The 16,274-nt window shown below is 46.4% G+C and carries 16 protein-coding genes; 12 read left to right on the plus strand and 4 right to left on the minus strand.

Annotation, left to right across the window (positions count from 1 at the left end; all coding sequences use genetic code 11):
* Position 1: 1 nt before the first annotated feature.
* Positions 2-1,627 (plus strand): L-lactate permease, encoded by a 1,626-nt coding sequence (locus MOC09_RS05650; RefSeq protein ID WP_268369860.1) that lies wholly within the window; start codon positions 2-4, stop codon positions 1,625-1,627.
* Positions 1,628-1,667: 40 nt separating this feature from the next.
* Here the strand turns inward: MOC09_RS05650 and bmr3 are convergent, their stop codons facing one another.
* Positions 1,668-3,206, minus strand: a complete 1,539-nt coding sequence (gene bmr3, locus MOC09_RS05655) for a multidrug efflux MFS transporter Bmr3 (RefSeq protein ID WP_268360096.1) — start codon at positions 3,204-3,206, stop codon at positions 1,668-1,670.
* Between the two features lie 112 nt (positions 3,207-3,318).
* Here bmr3 and MOC09_RS05660 point away from each other — a divergent pair, with 112 nt between their 5' ends.
* From MOC09_RS05660 to MOC09_RS05670, 3 genes are all read left to right on the plus strand, one after another.
* Entirely contained in the window at positions 3,319-3,783 is a 465-nt protein-coding gene (locus MOC09_RS05660; RefSeq protein ID WP_268360095.1) for a MarR family transcriptional regulator, read from the plus strand.
* A 72-nt stretch (positions 3,784-3,855) separates the two neighbouring features.
* Entirely contained in the window at positions 3,856-4,485 is a 630-nt protein-coding gene (locus MOC09_RS05665; RefSeq protein ID WP_268360094.1) for a LysE family translocator, read from the plus strand.
* Between the two features lie 69 nt (positions 4,486-4,554).
* Positions 4,555-5,316, plus strand: a complete 762-nt coding sequence (locus MOC09_RS05670) for a YqcI/YcgG family protein (RefSeq protein WP_268360093.1) — start codon at positions 4,555-4,557, stop codon at positions 5,314-5,316.
* A 1-nt stretch (position 5,317) separates the two neighbouring features.
* Here the strand turns inward: MOC09_RS05670 and MOC09_RS05675 are convergent, their stop codons facing one another.
* The gene (locus tag MOC09_RS05675; protein ID WP_268360092.1) at positions 5,318-6,658 is read right to left on the minus strand and encodes an amino acid permease; all 1,341 of its coding nucleotides are present in this window, start codon (positions 6,656-6,658) and stop codon (positions 5,318-5,320) included.
* Positions 6,659-6,787: 129 nt separating this feature from the next.
* Here MOC09_RS05675 and MOC09_RS05680 point away from each other — a divergent pair, with 129 nt between their 5' ends.
* Both MOC09_RS05680 and nadE read left to right on the plus strand, forming a co-directional pair.
* The gene (locus MOC09_RS05680) at positions 6,788-7,384 is read left to right on the plus strand and encodes a DUF1989 domain-containing protein (RefSeq protein WP_268360091.1); all 597 of its coding nucleotides are present in this window, start codon (positions 6,788-6,790) and stop codon (positions 7,382-7,384) included.
* A gap of 133 nt (positions 7,385-7,517) precedes the next feature.
* Positions 7,518-8,336, plus strand: a complete 819-nt coding sequence (gene nadE / locus MOC09_RS05685; RefSeq protein WP_268369863.1) for an ammonia-dependent NAD(+) synthetase — start codon at positions 7,518-7,520, stop codon at positions 8,334-8,336.
* 46 nt (positions 8,337-8,382) lie between these two features.
* On the opposite strand, the gene tmrB is transcribed toward nadE, so the two are convergent.
* Positions 8,383-8,976: a tunicamycin resistance ATP-binding TmrB gene (tmrB, locus tag MOC09_RS05690; RefSeq protein WP_268369865.1), complete on the minus strand. Its 594-nt coding sequence runs from the start codon at positions 8,974-8,976 to the stop codon at positions 8,383-8,385.
* Between the two features lie 288 nt (positions 8,977-9,264).
* Here tmrB and MOC09_RS05695 point away from each other — a divergent pair, with 288 nt between their 5' ends.
* Complete coding sequence (locus MOC09_RS05695) at positions 9,265-9,825, plus strand: shikimate kinase (RefSeq protein ID WP_268360088.1); 561 nt, start codon at positions 9,265-9,267, stop codon at positions 9,823-9,825.
* Between the two features lie 25 nt (positions 9,826-9,850).
* Here MOC09_RS05695 and MOC09_RS05700 read toward each other — a convergent pair whose 3' ends face one another.
* Positions 9,851-10,612: a class I SAM-dependent methyltransferase gene (locus MOC09_RS05700; protein ID WP_268369866.1), complete on the minus strand. Its 762-nt coding sequence runs from the start codon at positions 10,610-10,612 to the stop codon at positions 9,851-9,853.
* 116 nt (positions 10,613-10,728) lie between these two features.
* Between MOC09_RS05700 and MOC09_RS05705 the strand changes: the two genes are divergently transcribed.
* The 5 genes from MOC09_RS05705 to pruA all read left to right on the plus strand — a co-directional run bounded on the left by MOC09_RS05705 (position 10,729) and on the right by pruA (position 16,261).
* Positions 10,729-11,703 carry a LysR family transcriptional regulator gene (locus tag MOC09_RS05705; RefSeq protein WP_268360086.1) on the plus strand — a complete coding sequence of 325 codons (975 nt, stop codon included), beginning with the start codon at positions 10,729-10,731 and terminating at the stop codon, positions 11,701-11,703.
* 71 nt (positions 11,704-11,774) lie between these two features.
* Positions 11,775-12,731: a cephalosporin C deacetylase gene (gene cah / locus MOC09_RS05710; RefSeq protein ID WP_268360085.1), complete on the plus strand. Its 957-nt coding sequence runs from the start codon at positions 11,775-11,777 to the stop codon at positions 12,729-12,731.
* An 83-nt stretch (positions 12,732-12,814) separates the two neighbouring features.
* Positions 12,815-13,597 carry a nucleotidyltransferase domain-containing protein gene (locus tag MOC09_RS05715; protein ID WP_268360084.1) on the plus strand — a complete coding sequence of 261 codons (783 nt, stop codon included), beginning with the start codon at positions 12,815-12,817 and terminating at the stop codon, positions 13,595-13,597.
* 189 nt (positions 13,598-13,786) lie between these two features.
* On the plus strand, positions 13,787-14,698 hold the full coding sequence (putB, locus tag MOC09_RS05720) for a proline dehydrogenase PutB (RefSeq protein WP_268360120.1): 912 nt from the start codon (positions 13,787-13,789) through the stop codon (positions 14,696-14,698).
* 15 nt (positions 14,699-14,713) lie between these two features.
* Positions 14,714-16,261 (plus strand): L-glutamate gamma-semialdehyde dehydrogenase, encoded by a 1,548-nt coding sequence (gene pruA, locus MOC09_RS05725; protein ID WP_268369868.1) that lies wholly within the window; start codon positions 14,714-14,716, stop codon positions 16,259-16,261.
* Positions 16,262-16,274 lie beyond the last annotated feature (13 nt).

Genomic DNA, 16,274 nt, shown 5'->3' on the forward strand with positions numbered 1-16,274 from the left:
AATGTGGGAGCAGTTGTATGATCCGTTTGGAAACGAGTATGTGAGCGCACTCGTGGCGCTCACTCCGATTCTCTTTTTTCTATTGGCTTTAACTGTTTTTAAAATGAAAGGCATTCTTGCGGCATTTCTTACCCTAGCCGTCAGTTTCTTCGTCTCTGTTTTGGCATTTCATATGCCGGTTGAAAAAGCAATTTCTTCTGTTTTACTTGGAATCGGGAGCGGGCTATGGCCGATTGGCTACATCGTCCTGATGGCGGTGTGGCTGTATAAAATCGCAGTGAAAACCGGTAAATTTACCATTATTCGTTCCAGCATTGCCGGCATTTCGCCTGACCAACGATTACAGCTATTATTAATTGGTTTTTGTTTTAACGCGTTTTTGGAAGGCGCGGCCGGTTTTGGTGTTCCGATTGCGATTAGTGCGGCACTGCTCGTCGAACTTGGATTTAAACCGTTAAAAGCGGCGGCGCTCTGCTTGATTGCCAACGCAGCCTCCGGAGCCTTTGGGGCGATCGGGATTCCTGTGATCACAGGGGCGCAGATTGGTGATTTGTCTGCTCTTGAGCTGTCACGGACTTTGATGTGGACGCTGCCGATGATCTCATTTTTCATACCGTTTCTGCTTGTTTTCCTATTAGACCGAATGAAAGGAATCAAACAGACATGGCCTGCCCTGTTGGTTGTGAGCGGTATCTATACAGCGGTTCAGACGCTGACAATGGCGGTGCTCGGGCCGGAATTAGCAAACATTTTGGCGGCCTTATTCAGTATGGGCGGGCTTGCGCTCTTCCTCCGCAAGTGGCAGCCGAAAGAGATCTACCGTGAGGAAGAGGCCGGCGATGCTGGTGAGAAAAAGGCATACAGTGCCGCTGACATTGCGAAAGCGTGGTCTCCCTTCTACATTTTAACTGCGGCGATCACCATCTGGAGCCTTCCTGCCTTCAAAGCGCTTTTCCAAGAAGGCGGACTGTTATATCAGACAACCCTTCTATTGAAAATTCCTTTTCTGCATCAGCAAATTATGAAAATGCCGCCGATTGCGCCATCTGCCATGCCGTTAGATGCAGTCTTTAAAGTCGACCTGCTGTCAGCGACTGGTACAGCAATTTTAGCGGCAGTCATCGTGACAGGGCTGTTCAGCCAAAACTTCTCTTATCGGGATGCCTTTGCTTCCTTGAAGGAGACTGGAAAAGAGCTGTGGGTGCCGATTATGACGATCTGCTTCGTGATGGGATTTGCCAATCTGGCCAACTTCGCAGGGCTCAGCTCTTCAATTGGGTTGGAACTGGCGAAAACAGGAGACTTGTTCCCGTTTGTCAGTCCAGTTCTCGGCTGGATCGGAGTGTTCATTACGGGTTCTGTTGTCAGCAATAACGCTTTGTTCGGACATTTGCAGGTTGTCACCGGAGCGCAGATCGGTGCGGGTTCTGATTTATTGTTAGCTGCAAATACAGCGGGCGGGGTGATCGCGAAACTTGTTTCTCCTCAGTCTATCGCCATTGCCGCCGCAGCGGTAGGCCAGACTGGCAAGGAATCTAAACTGTTTAAACGGACAGTGGCGTACAGCCTGATTCTGTTATTGATCATTTGTATATGGACGTTTATTCTAGCCAAATTAGGAGTGTAATAAAAAAAGCAGTACATGCCAGCCATGTACTGCTTTTTTGTTAATTTGCTTTCTTCTCCATTTCCGCTGTTGTTTTTACTCTGGCTTTACCCATAAACAAAACGGTAACTGCCGCGAGGACAATCGGAATCAAAGCGAGCAAAAAGACATATGTGATGCTTGATGACATCGCGTCAATGATGCGATTGAGGATCGCCTCAGGAATTTGGGAGCGTGTTCCTGCTTGGAAAATCTCCTGCGGGTCGCCGATATTTTGCGCGGCGCCAGAGCCCGCTGAGCCTTTCATGCCGCTGAAGGCGTCGCTCAGCTTGTTTGTGAATACGTTTGTTTGCACCGTTCCGAAAATAGTGACGCCCAGGGTCATCCCGAATGACCGCAAAAATGAATTTGTAGAGTTTGCCGACCCCCGAAAACGAGGTTCAAGATCATTCATTGATGCTGCCGGAAGCAGGGAGAAGTTAAAGCCTACCCCAAATCCTGAAATCATCATAAAGACGGTCAGCCAAACCCGTGCTGTGTCAGGCGTCATGTTGGATAGAAGCAGCATGCCGATAAAGAAAGCCGTAACAGATATCAGCATCAAATTGCGGAAGCTTGCCTTCGTTTGGAAGATCCCGCCGATCATGCTCCCGATGACTGACCCAATCATCATCGGCGTCAAAATGAAGCCAGCGCTCGTCGCTGAGCTGCCGTATACCGCCTGAACGAAAATCGGAATAAATACCGCTAAAATAATGAATGTTCCGCCATACAGGAATGCGAGAATCTGCGCTGTGGCAAACAAACGGTTTTTAAACATCCAGAAAGAAATAATCGGCTCTTCCGCTTTTCTCTCCACAATAAAAAAGGCAATGAAGAAAACGGCGAATACAATAAACAGGCCAATGATCTGAATGGAATTCCAATCGTATGTTTTGCCGCCAAGCTCAAGGGCGAACATCAGGCATACAATAGATACGACTAAGGTAATCGCACCGCCCCAGTCAATTTTCTGTTTTCTGTGCTCCAAAGATTCTTTGTAGTAGCGGATAATGAAAAACAATGACAATGCACCGATCGGCACATTAATGTAAAACACCCAGTGCCAGCTGATCGCATCTGTAATGATCGCGCCTAACAGCGGCCCAAGAACACTTGATAATCCGAATACAGCACCGAACATGCCGGACATTTTTCCGCGTTTTTCCGGCGGGAACAAATCAAAGATAATGGTAAAGGCAATCGGCAGGAGCGCGCCGCCTCCAATCCCTTGAATGGCCCGGTAAATGATCAGCTGATTCATCGTCTGTGCAATTCCGCATAAAGCCGACCCGATTAAGAAAAAAATAAGTCCAAACAGGAAAAAGCGTTTTCGGCCGTACATATCGGAAAGCTTTCCGTAAATCGGCATTCCAGCCATGACCGCCACCATATAGGATGCCGTCACCCAAGCGAATTTATCAAAGCTCCCAAGATCCGCTACGATGCTGCCCATTGCGGTCGCAACAATCGTATTGTCCATTGCAGACATCAAGATGCCCAGCAGGAGACCGAGGACCACAAATTTAGTGGAAGCCTGTTTTGCTGATGTGGTGTCCATTTGCTCTACCTCCTCTTACTTTTCTATGTAAGTTCTGCTATCATGATAATAGTTTGATCGTTAAATATCTCGATTATCAAGATAAATTTGATTCTATAGGGAGGACTGTCAGTTGTCAACAAGAAATTCCAGAAGTGAGTTGGAAAAGACTGCCGTTCAGCTTTTTCGGAAATTGGGCACGAGAACGGTTCTGTTTCATCAGGCAGCCGCTCAGGCTCTCGGTCTATTTCCCACCGATTTGAAATCAGCTGACATCTTAAATGAAGCGGGACCGATGACGGCCGGAGAGCTGGGGAAAAAGACGGGCCTCAGCACGGGTTCAGTCACGGCGCTTGTTGACCGGCTGGAAAAAGCGGGGTATGTGGCTCGTGAAAAGGACCCGAACGACCGCAGAAGAGTTATCATCGTTCCGTTGACCGCCTCGAAAAAACATGTGAAGGATTTGTTCCGCTCTCTGTCAGAGTCGACGATGGATTTGTGCCGCGAGTATACGGAAGAGGAACTGGAACTCATTTTCAGCTTCGTAGGCAAAGCTGCCGATATTATGGAGGAAGAGCTTAAACGTCTGAAACAGTAACAAAATTGTGCATAGCTTGGCCCGTTCCCGAATAAATTGTACAAGTTACGTAAGAGAAGGGAGTACGGGCCGGTGAACATTTTTTTGAGCTATATTGTGCTGGGACTGTCCTTGTCTGCGCCTGTGGGACCAGTGAATGCGGCGCAAATAGACAAAGGAATTAAAAACGGTTTTTGGCATGCATGGATTTTTGGTTTAGGCGCCATGACAGCGGACGGACTGTACATGCTTTTTATCTATTTCGGGCTGTCACAGTTTTTGACCGCTCCATTCGTGAAAACATTTTTGTGGCTCTTCGGCTTTTTTGTTCTGACCTATACCGGAATTGAAACACTGAAAAATGTTAGAGAACCGATGGATGTGCGAAGCTCGCGGGGAAAACCGTCATACAGGAAAACGTTCACTTCGGGTTTTCTTATTTCACTCTCAAATCCTTTGAGCATCCTTTTTTGGCTTGGAATTTACGGGAGCATTCTTGCGAAAACAGCAGAGGCCTACAATATGAATGAGCTTCTGATCTATAGCTCCGGCATCATGATCGGCATATTAATTTGGGATTTTTGCATGGCTATTACAGCCAGCATGTTCAGAAATCTGCTTCATGAAAAGCTCTTGAGAGGATTAACCGGAATTGCAGGTATATCCCTTCTTGTATTCGGCTTTTACTTCGGTTATCAGGGCATCAAACAGTTATTGGGCTGATTCATGAAGGACAGTCACCCGACGCCGCCAGTTTTAATATAGTATTCAGATGATACTGGAGGTGGATCAATGGTGAAGGGGATTTACACCAAAAGTTTTCTGGAACGTATGCAAGAAGAGCTTCCTGAATGGCAAAGAATCGCTTTTGAGCTGCTGGCAGAAACTCTGGCGGACGACGCGGATACGTTTCCGTGCATTCCCGGACGCCAGGCGTTTCTGACTGATCAGCTTCGGATTGCTTTTGCCGGAGATCCGCGGGAAAACCGTACAGCGGAGGAACTGGCTCCGTTGCTTGCGGAGTACGGCAGGATATCGCGGGACACGGGAAAATACGCATCCCTCGTTGTGTTGTTTGATACTCCGGAAGACTTGGCGGAGCATTATTCGATTGAAGCATATGAAGAGCTGTTTTGGAGCTTTTTAAATAAACTGAGTCATCAAGACAAAAAAGAGTGGCCGGAAGACATTCCGGCCGATCCCGAGCATTATAAATGGGAGTTTTGTTTTGACGGTGAGCCGTACTTTATTCTGTGTGCTACACCGGGGCATGAGGCGAGACGAAGCCGTAGCTTTCCCTATTTTATGATCACGTTTCAGCCAAGATGGGTGTTTGATGACTTAAATGGATCAACCGCATTTGGCCGCAACATGAGCAGGCTGATCCGCTCCCGGTTAAAAGCCTACGATCAAGCCCCTGTTCATCCGCATTTAGGCTGGTATGGAGGAAAGGATAACCGTGAATGGAAACAGTATTTCCTCCGTGACGACGAACAACAGGTATCAAAGTGCCCGTTTTCTTATTTAAAAAACATGTTCAACAAAATGAAATAAATCACGGGCTTGCAGGGCTGTCTTTATGTCCCTGCTTTTTTTGATAAATCATGGTAACGATGGCAATGACCACGAGAAAACCAATGCTCACAAAAAAACCGGGCCGGCTTGATTTTTCAAACAGTGTACCGGATACAGCCGCTGCAATCAGAACCATCGCTAAATAAATTTGCGTTTTTCCCATTCCTTCAGGATCAGTCAGCTTTTTGCTGGAGAACAGGATAAACAGCCAAGTGTATAAAAGCATAAGCCCCGCAGCAGTCGTCATGTGCTCATAAATGTTTTTGGGCAGCACTAAAGACAGAATGATGGATAGGACAAGCCCCGCAAACGTCAGTCCCAGTGCCGGCCAGCATATTTTTTTGCCTTCCTTTAAGGTAAAGCATTTTGGCGCGTCACCGTCATCAGCCATCGTACAAAGCAATGTCGTAACGGCAAAAAGCGAAGCAACGAGGGTCGAGAATCCGGCGATGATAAAAATCCCATTAAATATATCAAGGATGATCTCAAGGTTATATCCTTTTAATGACGTAATGAACGGGCTGTCCTGCTCAGTAAACCTGTGTAATGGAACAAGCAGCAAGGCCAGTCCAATCGAAATAATATAAATAATCGCCAGCGTCGCCAGCATCAGTTTTCCTGATTTAGACGCTTCTTCTGGTTTTTTTAAGTGAACCGCCATCAGCCCCATGACTTCAATTCCGCCAAATGCGTAAAACGCGTAGATTAAGCCTGTCCACAGCCCCATGGCACCATATGGGAAAAACTCACTCGTCTTATTTGGAACCTGTACATCGGGCCTTCCGCCGGACAGGATGCCGCATAATGCCAGGATGGCAATGACAATGAACATAAAAATAGCGGCTGTTTTGATGACCGCCAGCACGTTTTCTGTCTTCTCAAAAACAGACAGCCCGGTAAAGATAATCAGTAGCCCAAGTACCGCGTAGATTGAAGCAAATACCCATAGCGGCACCTGAGGAAACCAGTGCTTCGTAAATAACGAAATGGCTGTCAGCTGGCTTCCGGTAATCAGCATTTCTGATGACCAGTACACCCAGCCGTTGCTGAAGCCGGCCCACCTGCCAAACGCTTTTCGCGCATACGCACAAAACGAGCCTTTTTCAGGCTGCTTTGCCGACAGCTTGGCAAGCTGCTCGAATACAAAATACGTGCCGATCGCCCCAATTAGAAATGAAAGCAGAACGGAAAAGCCGCTTTTGACTATTGCAATGCTGGAACCGAGAAAAAATCCTGTTCCGATTGTGCATCCTATCCCGATTAATGACAGCTGCCACCAGGCTAGATTTCCTTTTTGCTGATCTTTTTTTGTTTGACTCATAATCATTTCAACCCCTTTTATCTAAGGTTAGATTGCGACCCGCCCGAAGCTTATATACATCGGATTTTTGCCTCTTTTTACATGGAGAAGGCGGAGGACGCTCATACTAATGAAAAAAGGAGCGAGCCGATGACACAGCAATATATCGTGGAGCCGAAGAAAGGGCTTGGGCTGAAACTGAAAAAGGGGCAGATTTTGAAGGTGGTTGATGTTGAAGGGCAGCAGGTTGCTGATTTTGTCGCGTACCATGCCAAGGATTTTTATGAGCACCTCGATCAGGGCGCGACAATTGATGCAAATCACTCCATTCATGTGAAAGTCAACGATCATATCTACTCGAATCTGTACAAACCGATGCTGACGCTGATTGAGGATACGGTCGGCAAGCATGATCTGCTACTTCCCGCCTGCCGTCCTGACATGAACAGGCTCTTATACGGCAAGCAAAAGGATGAGTTTCAGGATACGTGCTATGACAATATGAACCGTGCGCTTGAGCAGTTTGGCGTGCCGAAGCCTCACATGCATTATCCGTTTGCGATTTTTATGAATACTGTCCTTGATGAGAAAGGGAACTTGTCTGTGGAAACGCCGCTTTCGAATGCCGGTGATTATGTAAGGCTTCGGGCAGAAATGGATTTGGTTGTCGCGTTTTCTTCCTGCCCAATCGAAAAAGGAAAGTGCAATGGCGAAAGTGTCACGTCTATACGCGTGGAAGTCAGCTGATCTCTCTTGTTCACTGTGAATGAAGACCTGTGCTATATTTAATAGGGATACATAACTGGCATGATTCATTTTCATCAATTAGGGGAAATGATCAAATAAGTAACAGCGAAACTGTACAGGAGGAATGATTGGGATGAGCATGCAGGAAAAGATTATGCGTGAATTACATGTAAAGCCCTCAATTGATCCAAAGCAAGAAATTGAGGACCGAATCAATTTTTTAAAACAATATGTAAAGAAAACCGGCGCTAAAGGCTTTGTATTGGGAATCAGCGGCGGACAGGATTCAACTCTTGCGGGGCGCCTTGCCCAGCTTGCGGTGGAACGCATTCGCGAGGAGGGCGGAGACGCTCAATTTATCGCGGTCCGTCTTCCGCATGGCACACAGCAGGATGAAGACGATGCCCAGCTTGCTTTGAAGTTCATTAACCCGGACAAATCATGGAAGTTCGATATTAAATCGACCGTCAGCGCTTTTTCTGATCAATATGAGCAGGAAACGGGCGATAAGCTGACTGACTTTAATAAAGGAAACGTAAAAGCAAGAACAAGAATGATCGCTCAATACGCGATCGGCGGACAAGAAGGCCTTCTTGTCATTGGCACTGACCATGCCGCTGAGGCTGTGACTGGTTTCTTTACGAAGTACGGTGACGGCGGAGCGGACCTCCTGCCGCTGACTGGATTGACGAAGCGTCAGGGAAGAAGCCTGCTGAAAGAGCTGGGTGCACCGGAACGCTTATACTTAAAAGAACCAACTGCCGATCTGCTCGACGATAAACCGCAGCAGGCGGATGAAACAGAGCTTGGCATTTCCTACGAGGAGATTGACGATTATCTCGAAGGGAAAGAAGTATCAGCGACAGTGTCAGAAGCGCTGGAAAAACGCTACAGCATAACTGAACATAAACGTCAGGTTCCGGCGTCTATGTTTGATGACTGGTGGAAATAAGATAAAGAAAGCCCGCTCTCAGAGCGGGCTTTTGTGTGTGCAGTCTTTATTTGAAGCGGATATGATTCAGCTTTATCAGTAATCTGTCAGTGAACCTTTGGAGACTGCCCCTCTTGTCAGGGTCTAATGCAAGATTGGCTCTCGCGGCAATGGCTTCTGCCGCATCCTGAATCGACAGGCTGTCTGTTTCAATGTGGTCCGCAAAGATTGGTGATGATAATCCCTCAATACAGCGGTCAATTTGTTTGGCTGCCCATGAGTTTTTTCCTTCCGCTCTTGTGCGCAGCCGTTTTAACAAGGTTTCCTTTGAAGCCATCAGCGTAAAATGGTAAACGGTTCTGCCGTCCTGTCTGAGTCTGCCGATGATCTCATTGAAGTATTCAGGATGTACAATCGTCATGGGCACAATAATGATCCCGCGGTATGTATCGGTCAGGGAGGCAAGCAGGCTGTAATTGAACGTCCGCCATAAGGGATAGCTTTGAAAATCGTCCTCCGCGATCTCCGGCGGTATCATGGAGCGCATCGCAAAACCCATTTTCTCAGGATCATACACGTAGGATGGTTTCAGCCTTCTATGCAGTTCGAAAGCTGTTTGTGTTTTTCCGGAACCAAAAGCCCCGTTTATCCATATAATCATCGCCATCTCTCCCTTCCTATTTATCATACAAAAAAAGGCCCTTCCAACGAAGAGCCAGCGGCAAAAACATAAAGGCAGAAGATTTTAATGCTTTTTTGCGTCGAAGTATTAAAATATCTGCCGGAATGTTGTACAATGAATGTCATTCAGGCAAAAACGGTTGAACGGTAAAGCGAAGATGATAGGCTTGAACAGTAAAGGGCGGGAAAGCCGCTATCTATATAAATATTCGCTAATTAAGCATATAATGAATATAAAATTTCATTCCTTAGGAGGATTTCGCCGAAGATGAACGCTAAACGAGCCATCCCAGTAAGAGAAAGAAATATCGTCCTGATCGGATTCATGGGTGTAGGAAAAACAACAATCGGCCAATTGGTCGCGAAAAAATTATATAGAGATTTTATCGATATTGACCAAGAGATCGAAAAGGATTTCAATATGTCAATTCCTGAGATGTTTGAGAAAAAGGGAGAAGACTTTTTCCGGAAAACGGAGAAGGAATATATTTTAGACATCTGCCATCATAAACGATTCAAAATCGTATCTCTGGGCGGCGGATCTTTTAAACAAGAGGAAATTAGAAAGTGCTGTCTGGAAAACTGTCTCGTGCTTCATCTGGACCTGTCATGGGAGAACTGGAAGCAGCGCGCGGATTTATTGATTGAGAGCCGTCCTGTACTGCATAACCGTTCAATGGATGAAATGGAACAGCTGTTTAATGAAAGAAAAGTCATTTATGACAAGCACAATTCAAAAGTGGCAACAGACAACCTCTCCCCGGAAGAGGTTGCCGATTACATTGTTGAGACATTAAAAATTGGCTGGGATCTTTATCAGCCGATGTAAAAAGCCGTGCGCTGCGCACGGCTTTTTATCGTTTTATCCCTTGTATCAAAATCGCTTTTAAACAAAAAGAGTGGGGCTCTCCGTTTCGGTTTAATGTAATACAGAACGTGTCGCGTGCTTCGTCTGATGCGTGATTCAAGTGGGCAATGATTTGTTTTTCCCGGACAGCGGGGGTTCCACCCCGTTTGATCCAGTTTTTGTATTGAATCGGCAAATTCCACTTTTGGATGTCTTGATAGGCCAGCTGATTAGCGATGAACATCGACTGCCATTCAGATAGGGAGCTCTCCCGCACGTGGGATGGATCTCGGAGCCGGTTCAAATGATTGACAAACTCATCAAGATTGGGATCTTCAGGCGCGTAATGGTCAACCAAGAGAAAACGTCCGTCCTTCTTCAGCACGCGTGCAACTTCAGTGATGGCTTTGCGAACATCTGAAAAATGGTGGGCCGCGTATCGGCAGGTGACGATATCAAATGAATCGTCGGGGAAGGGGAGTGACTCAGCCGTTCCTTGCCGAAAGCTTATGTTTTCCGCTCCTTTTTCTTGCACAAACGAGGATGCAACCTCGACCATTTCCTTCGTCGCATCAACGCCGATGCATTCCTGTACATATGGGGAAAAAGCCAGCGCCGTATGGCCTGCACCCGCTCCGATATCCAGCACCCGCTGCTCTGCCCGGCATTCCGCCGTTTTGATCATCAACCCCAAATCTTCCCCCTCGGCAAATACCTTCTCATCCCGATACATCTCGGCGTTTTTAGAAAACGGTGTTTCATTTGTCATCAAAACCATCTCCTTTTTTTTGCAAATGTTAATATGGATTATGTTAGCAACTTCTGTTATGATTCGTCCAAGATATAAAAATGATAAAAACGATAGGTTCAACCTATGGAGGCTGTATGGATATTAAAGTGATGGAATACGCAGCGGAAATCGCCAGGCACCAAAGCTTTACAAAGGCAGCGGAGCATCTTCATATCGCTCAGCCATCTCTCAGCCAGCAAATCAAAAAGCTTGAGGCTGAGCTGGGGCTTACTCTCTTTCACAGATCCCACGGCTCTGTTACGCTGACACCTCACGGCAGGCGTTTCATTGAAAAAGCCGAGAACATCATTCGTTCCAGAGATGACTTGCTCCGGGAAATGCAGGAGCGGTCGCAGGGGCTCGGGCACAAGCTCTCCATTGGAATTCCTGCTGTAACGGGGAGATATATCTTTCCTCCTTTGCTGAAGCAATTTTTGGCGCGCTATCCGCATGTGGAGGTTCAGCTAGTTGAAAAAGATCCAGTTTCTTTAGAGGAGATGACGGCAAAGGGAGAGGTTGATCTATCTGTATTATCTTTGCCGATTGAGGATGAGCGGCTATCTATTACACCCTTGCTCACGGAGCCGATTGTGCTGGCAGTGCCGAGAGAAAAACAAAGGTGGATGCCGCCGGAAATGATCACGCTGATTGATAAGGCGCTTGAAGAAGAGGAAGGCCGTCAGCCGTGTGTGCCGCTTGAAATGGTGAGACACGTTCCTTTTATTCTCTTAAAAGAAGGCTTTGGTTTTCGCAGGACAGTTCTCGACCTCTGTGCGGAAAGCGGCTTTAAGCCGAATACAGCTTTTAAGACGAGCCATATTGAAACCGCGCAATCCCTTGTGGCCAATGGGTTAGGCGTGACAATGGCGCCGAATATGGTCAGAAGGGATAAAGATCCGGGAGTAATCTATTTATCTATACAATCCGCGCCATCACGCACCCTCGTCTTTGTATTTTTAAAGAACCGCTACGTCAGCCTGACAGCTCAGGCCTTTATGGTACTGAGCCAGGAAAGTCTTAAACAAACGTTTGATGAGGACAGCCTGGAAAACAAGAGTGAAAATATTTAGAAAATTATACGGGAACGTGGTAGTATAAGAATACAAATTAAATCTTATAAAACAAAGGAGAATAATCGGAAATGCAACTATTCGATATGCCGCTCGACCAATTGCAAACGTATAAGCCTGAAAAAACAGCTCCGAACGATTTTTCTGAGTTTTGGAAATCATCTTTGGATGAACTTGCGAAAGTCCAAGCAGCACCTGATTTACAGCTGGTTGATTATCCTGCTGACGGAGTAAAAGTGTACCGCCTCACATATAAAAGCTTTGGAAACGCCCGCATTGCCGGATGGTACGCGGTGCCTGACAAGAAAGGCCCGCATCCGGCGATCGTCAAATATCACGGTTACAACGCAAGCTATGACGGTGAGATTCATGAAATGGTGAACTGGGCGCTCCACGGTTACGCCGCATTTGGCATGCTTGTCCGCGGTCAGCAGAGCAGCGAGGATACGAGTATTTCTCCGCACGGTCATGCTTTGGGCTGGATGACGAAAGGAATTCTTGATAAAGATACATACTATTACCGGGGAGTTTATCTGGATGCCGTCCGCGCGCTTGAAGTCATCAGCAGCTTTGAGGAAGTCGACGAAACAAGAATCGGTGTGACAGGCGGAAGCCAGGGCGGCGGCTTGACGATTGCCGCAGCGGCTCTGTCAGACATTCCGAAAGCCGCGGTTGCCGATTATCCTTACTTAAGCAACTTTGAACGGGCTATTGATGTGGCGCTTGAACAGCCATACCTTGAAATCAATTCCTTCTTTAGAAGAAATGGCAGCCCGGAAACAGAAGAACAGGCGATGAAGACACTTTCATATTTCGATATTATGAATCTCGCTGACCGAGTGAAGGTGCCTGTCCTGATGTCGATCGGACTGATTGACAAGGTCACGCCGCCTTCTACCGTGTTTGCCGCCTACAACCATTTGGAGACAGAGAAAGAGCTGAAGGTGTACCGCTATTTCGGACATGAGTATATCCCTGCCTTTCAAACAGAAAAGCTTGCTTTCTTTAAGCACCATCTTAAAGGCTGATAAATGTGAAAAGCCGCCGCACATCATCAGGCGGTTTTTTTCTGCAAACTGCCGGAATGAGAACAGACTGGAGACGAATAGATATGAAACAAAGGATCATTGATGAATTGAAACGAATCGAGCGATCATACGGAGTTAAAATCGTATACGCCGTTGAGTCAGGAAGCCGCGCATGGGGATTCCCGTCGCAGGATAGTGATTATGATGTCCGCTTTATCTATGTGCCGAAAAAGGAGTGGTATTTTTCAATTGTGCAGGAGCGGGATGTCATTGAGGAACCGATTCACGATTTACTGGATATCAGCGGCTGGGAGCTGAGAAAGACGCTGCGCCTCTTTAAAAAGTCAAACCCCCCGCTCCTTGAATGGCTGTCCTCAGATATCGTGTATTACGAAGCTTTTACGACCGCAGAGCAGTTAAGAAAGCTGCGGACGGAGGCATTTAAGCCTGAAGCAAGCGTGTATCACTATATCAACATGGCGAGGAGGAACGTTAAGGATTACCTTCAAGGGCAAGAGGTCAAAATCAAAAAGTATTTCTACGTGCTTCGGCCTATTTTGGCCTGTAAATGGATTGAAAAGCACGGAACCATTCCGCCAATGGACTTTACGGTTTTGATGGATGAACTTGTTGCTGAACCCGAACTGAAGGCAGAAATGGAAACCTTGCTTGAACGGAAAAGAAGAGGCGAGGAGCTTGACCTCGAAGCAAGAATCGATGTCATTCACCAATTCATTGAAACAGAAATCGAAAGAATCATGGAAGTGGCAAAAACGCTGAAGGCAGAAAAAAAGGATATCACAACCGAATTGAATCGTTTGTTAATGAATACGGTTGAAGAAGTGTGGAAGGATGGAGGAAGCTGATGTTTTTTGTCGCTTCCTTTTCTCCTTTATTCGACAAGATGTCCCCCGACTTTCTAACTATCTGATTGTGGCAAACCCACAAAAATTATCAGAATCTTTGTATTTTGGGAATATTGTGAACCTAGGTTTTGTCCATTTACAATAAACTCATACAAATACTTCTTAGATTGCGGGGTGTTGAGGTTGGAAGTGATCACAAGAGATTTTTTCTTATTTTTATCCAAAAGCGGCTTTCTCAATAAAATGGCGAGGAACTGGGGAAGCCGGGTAGCAGCGGGTAAAATTATCGGCGGGAATGATTTTAACAGTTCAATCCCGACCATTCGACAGCTTAACAGCCAAGGCTTGTCAGTTACTGTCGATCATTTAGGCGAGTTTGTGAACAGCGCCGATGTCGCAAGGGAGCGTACGGAAGAGTGCATTCAAACCATTGCGACGATTGCGGATCAGCAGCTGAACTCACACGTTTCTTTAAAAATGACGTCTTTAGGTCTCGATATAGATATGGATCTAGTGTATGAAAACATGACGAAAATTCTCCAAACGGCGGAGAAGCATAAAATCATGGTCACCATTGACATGGAAGATGAAGTCAGATGCCAGAAAACACTTGATATTTTCAAAGATTTCAGAAAGAAATACGAGTATGTGAGCACAGTGCTTCAAGCCTATCTGTACCGGACGGAAAAAGACATTGACGATCTGGATTCTTTACACCCGTTCCTTCGCCTTGTAAAAGGAGCTTATAAAGAATCAGAAAAAGTAGCCTTCCCGGAGAAAAGCGATGTCGATGAAAATTACAAAAAAATCATCAGAAAGCAACTCTTAAACGGTCACTATACAGCGATTGCCACACATGACGACAAAATGATCGACTTTACAAAGCAGCTTGCCAAGGAGCATGGCATAGCCAATGACAAGTTTGAATTTCAAATGCTGTACGGCATGCGGTCGCAAACCCAGCTCAGCCTCGTAAAAGAAGGTTATAACATGAGAGTCTACCTGCCATACGGCGAAGATTGGTACGGCTATTTTATGAGACGCCTTGCAGAACGTCCGTCAAACATTGCATTTGCTTTCAAAGGAATGACAAAGAAGTAAAAAGGAGAGATTAACATGACAACACCTTACAAACACGAACCATTCACAAATTTCCAAGATCCAAACAACGTGGAAGCGTTTAAAAAAGCGCTTGCGACCGTAAGCGAATATTTAGGAAAAGACTATCCGCTTATCATTAACGGTGAGAGAGTGGAAACAGAAGCGAAAATTGTTTCCATCAACCCGGCTGATAAAGAAGAAGTTGTCGGCAGAGTGTCAAAAGCTTCCCAAGAGCACGCCGAGCAAGCGATTGAAGCAGCTGCGAAGGCGTTTGAAGAGTGGCGCTACACGTCTCCTGAGGAAAGAGCGGCTGTCCTATTCCGCGCTGCTGCCAAGGTCCGCAGCAGAAAGCATGAATTCTCCGCTCTGCTTGTAAAAGAAGCAGGGAAGCCTTGGAACGAGGCGGATGCTGATACGGCTGAAGCGATCGACTTCATGGAGTATTATGCACGCCAAATGATCGAACTGGCAAAAGGCAAACCGGTTAACAGCCGTGAAGGCGAGAGAAACCAATATGTGTACACGCCGACTGGCGTAACAGTCGTTATCCCGCCTTGGAACTTCTTGTTCGCGATCATGGCAGGAACAACAGTGGCGCCAATCGTTACTGGAAACACAGTGGTTCTGAAACCTGCCAGCGCAACACCTGTCATCGCTGCAAAATTTGTTGAGGTGCTTGAAGAGTCAGGGTTACCGAAGGGCGTAGTCAACTTTGTTCCAGGAAGCGGAGCGGAAGTCGGAGACTACCTTGTTGACCATCCGAAAACAAGCCTTATCACATTTACGGGATCAAGAGAAGTTGGTACGAGAATTTTCGAACGTGCGGCGAAAGTTCAGCCGGGCCAGCAGCACTTAAAGCGTGTCATCGCTGAAATGGGCGGTAAAGATACGGTTGTTGTCGATGAGGATGCGGACATTGAATTAGCGGCTCAATCCATCTTTACATCAGCGTTTGGCTTTGCGGGACAAAAATGTTCTGCAGGTTCACGTGCAGTAGTCCATGAAAAAGTGTATGATCAAGTATTAGAGCGTGTCATTGAAATTACAGAATCAAAAGTAACAGCAACACCTGACAGTGCGGATGTTTATATGGGACCTGTCATCGACCAAGGTTCTTATGATAAAATTATGAGCTATATTGAGATCGGAAAACAGGAAGGGCGTTTAGTAAGCGGCGGCACTGGTGACGATTCGAAAGGATACTTCATCAAACCGACGATCTTCGCTGACCTTGATCCGAAAGCAAGACTCATGCAGGAAGAAATTTTCGGACCTGTCGTTGCATTTTCTAAAGTGTCAAACTTTGATGAAGCTTTAGAAGTGGCAAACAATACTGAATATGGTTTGACAGGCGCGGTCATCACAAACAACCGCAAACACATCGAGCGTGCGAAACAGGAATTCCATGTCGGAAACCTGTACTTCAACCGCAACTGTACAGGCGCTATCGTCGGCTACCATCCGTTTGGAGGCTTCAAATTGTCCGGCACGGATTCAAAAGCAGGCGGACCGGATTACTTGGCACTGCACATGCAAGCAAAAACAATCAGTGAAATGTTCTAAAGCGGGACTAAAT

Source organism: Bacillus sp. N12A5 (assembly GCF_026790125.1).
In the GTDB taxonomy this organism is placed as follows: domain Bacteria; phylum Bacillota; class Bacilli; order Bacillales; family Bacillaceae; genus Bacillus.

Bases quoted from the DNA above. Each gene is read 5' to 3' on its own strand.
- MOC09_RS05650 (WP_268369860.1), top strand. From the start codon at position 2: ATGTGGGAGCAGTTGTATGATCCGTTTGGAAACGAGTATGTGAGCGCA.
- bmr3 (WP_268360096.1), bottom strand. From the start codon at position 3,206: ATGGACACCACATCAGCAAAACAGGCTTCCACTAAATTTGTGGTCCTC.
- MOC09_RS05670 (WP_268360093.1), top strand. From the start codon at position 4,555: ATGGTGAAGGGGATTTACACCAAAAGTTTTCTGGAACGTATGCAAGAA.
- MOC09_RS05675 (WP_268360092.1), bottom strand. From the start codon at position 6,658: ATGAGTCAAACAAAAAAAGATCAGCAAAAAGGAAATCTAGCCTGGTGG.
- MOC09_RS05680 (WP_268360091.1), top strand. From the start codon at position 6,788: ATGACACAGCAATATATCGTGGAGCCGAAGAAAGGGCTTGGGCTGAAA.
- nadE (WP_268369863.1), top strand. From the start codon at position 7,518: ATGAGCATGCAGGAAAAGATTATGCGTGAATTACATGTAAAGCCCTCA.
- tmrB (WP_268369865.1), bottom strand. From the start codon at position 8,976: ATGATTATATGGATAAACGGGGCTTTTGGTTCCGGAAAAACACAAACA.
- MOC09_RS05695 (WP_268360088.1), top strand. From the start codon at position 9,265: ATGAACGCTAAACGAGCCATCCCAGTAAGAGAAAGAAATATCGTCCTG.
- MOC09_RS05700 (WP_268369866.1), bottom strand. From the start codon at position 10,612: ATGACAAATGAAACACCGTTTTCTAAAAACGCCGAGATGTATCGGGAT.
- MOC09_RS05705 (WP_268360086.1), top strand. From the start codon at position 10,729: ATGGATATTAAAGTGATGGAATACGCAGCGGAAATCGCCAGGCACCAA.
- cah (WP_268360085.1), top strand. From the start codon at position 11,775: ATGCAACTATTCGATATGCCGCTCGACCAATTGCAAACGTATAAGCCT.
- MOC09_RS05715 (WP_268360084.1), top strand. From the start codon at position 12,815: ATGAAACAAAGGATCATTGATGAATTGAAACGAATCGAGCGATCATAC.
- pruA (WP_268369868.1), top strand. From the start codon at position 14,714: ATGACAACACCTTACAAACACGAACCATTCACAAATTTCCAAGATCCA.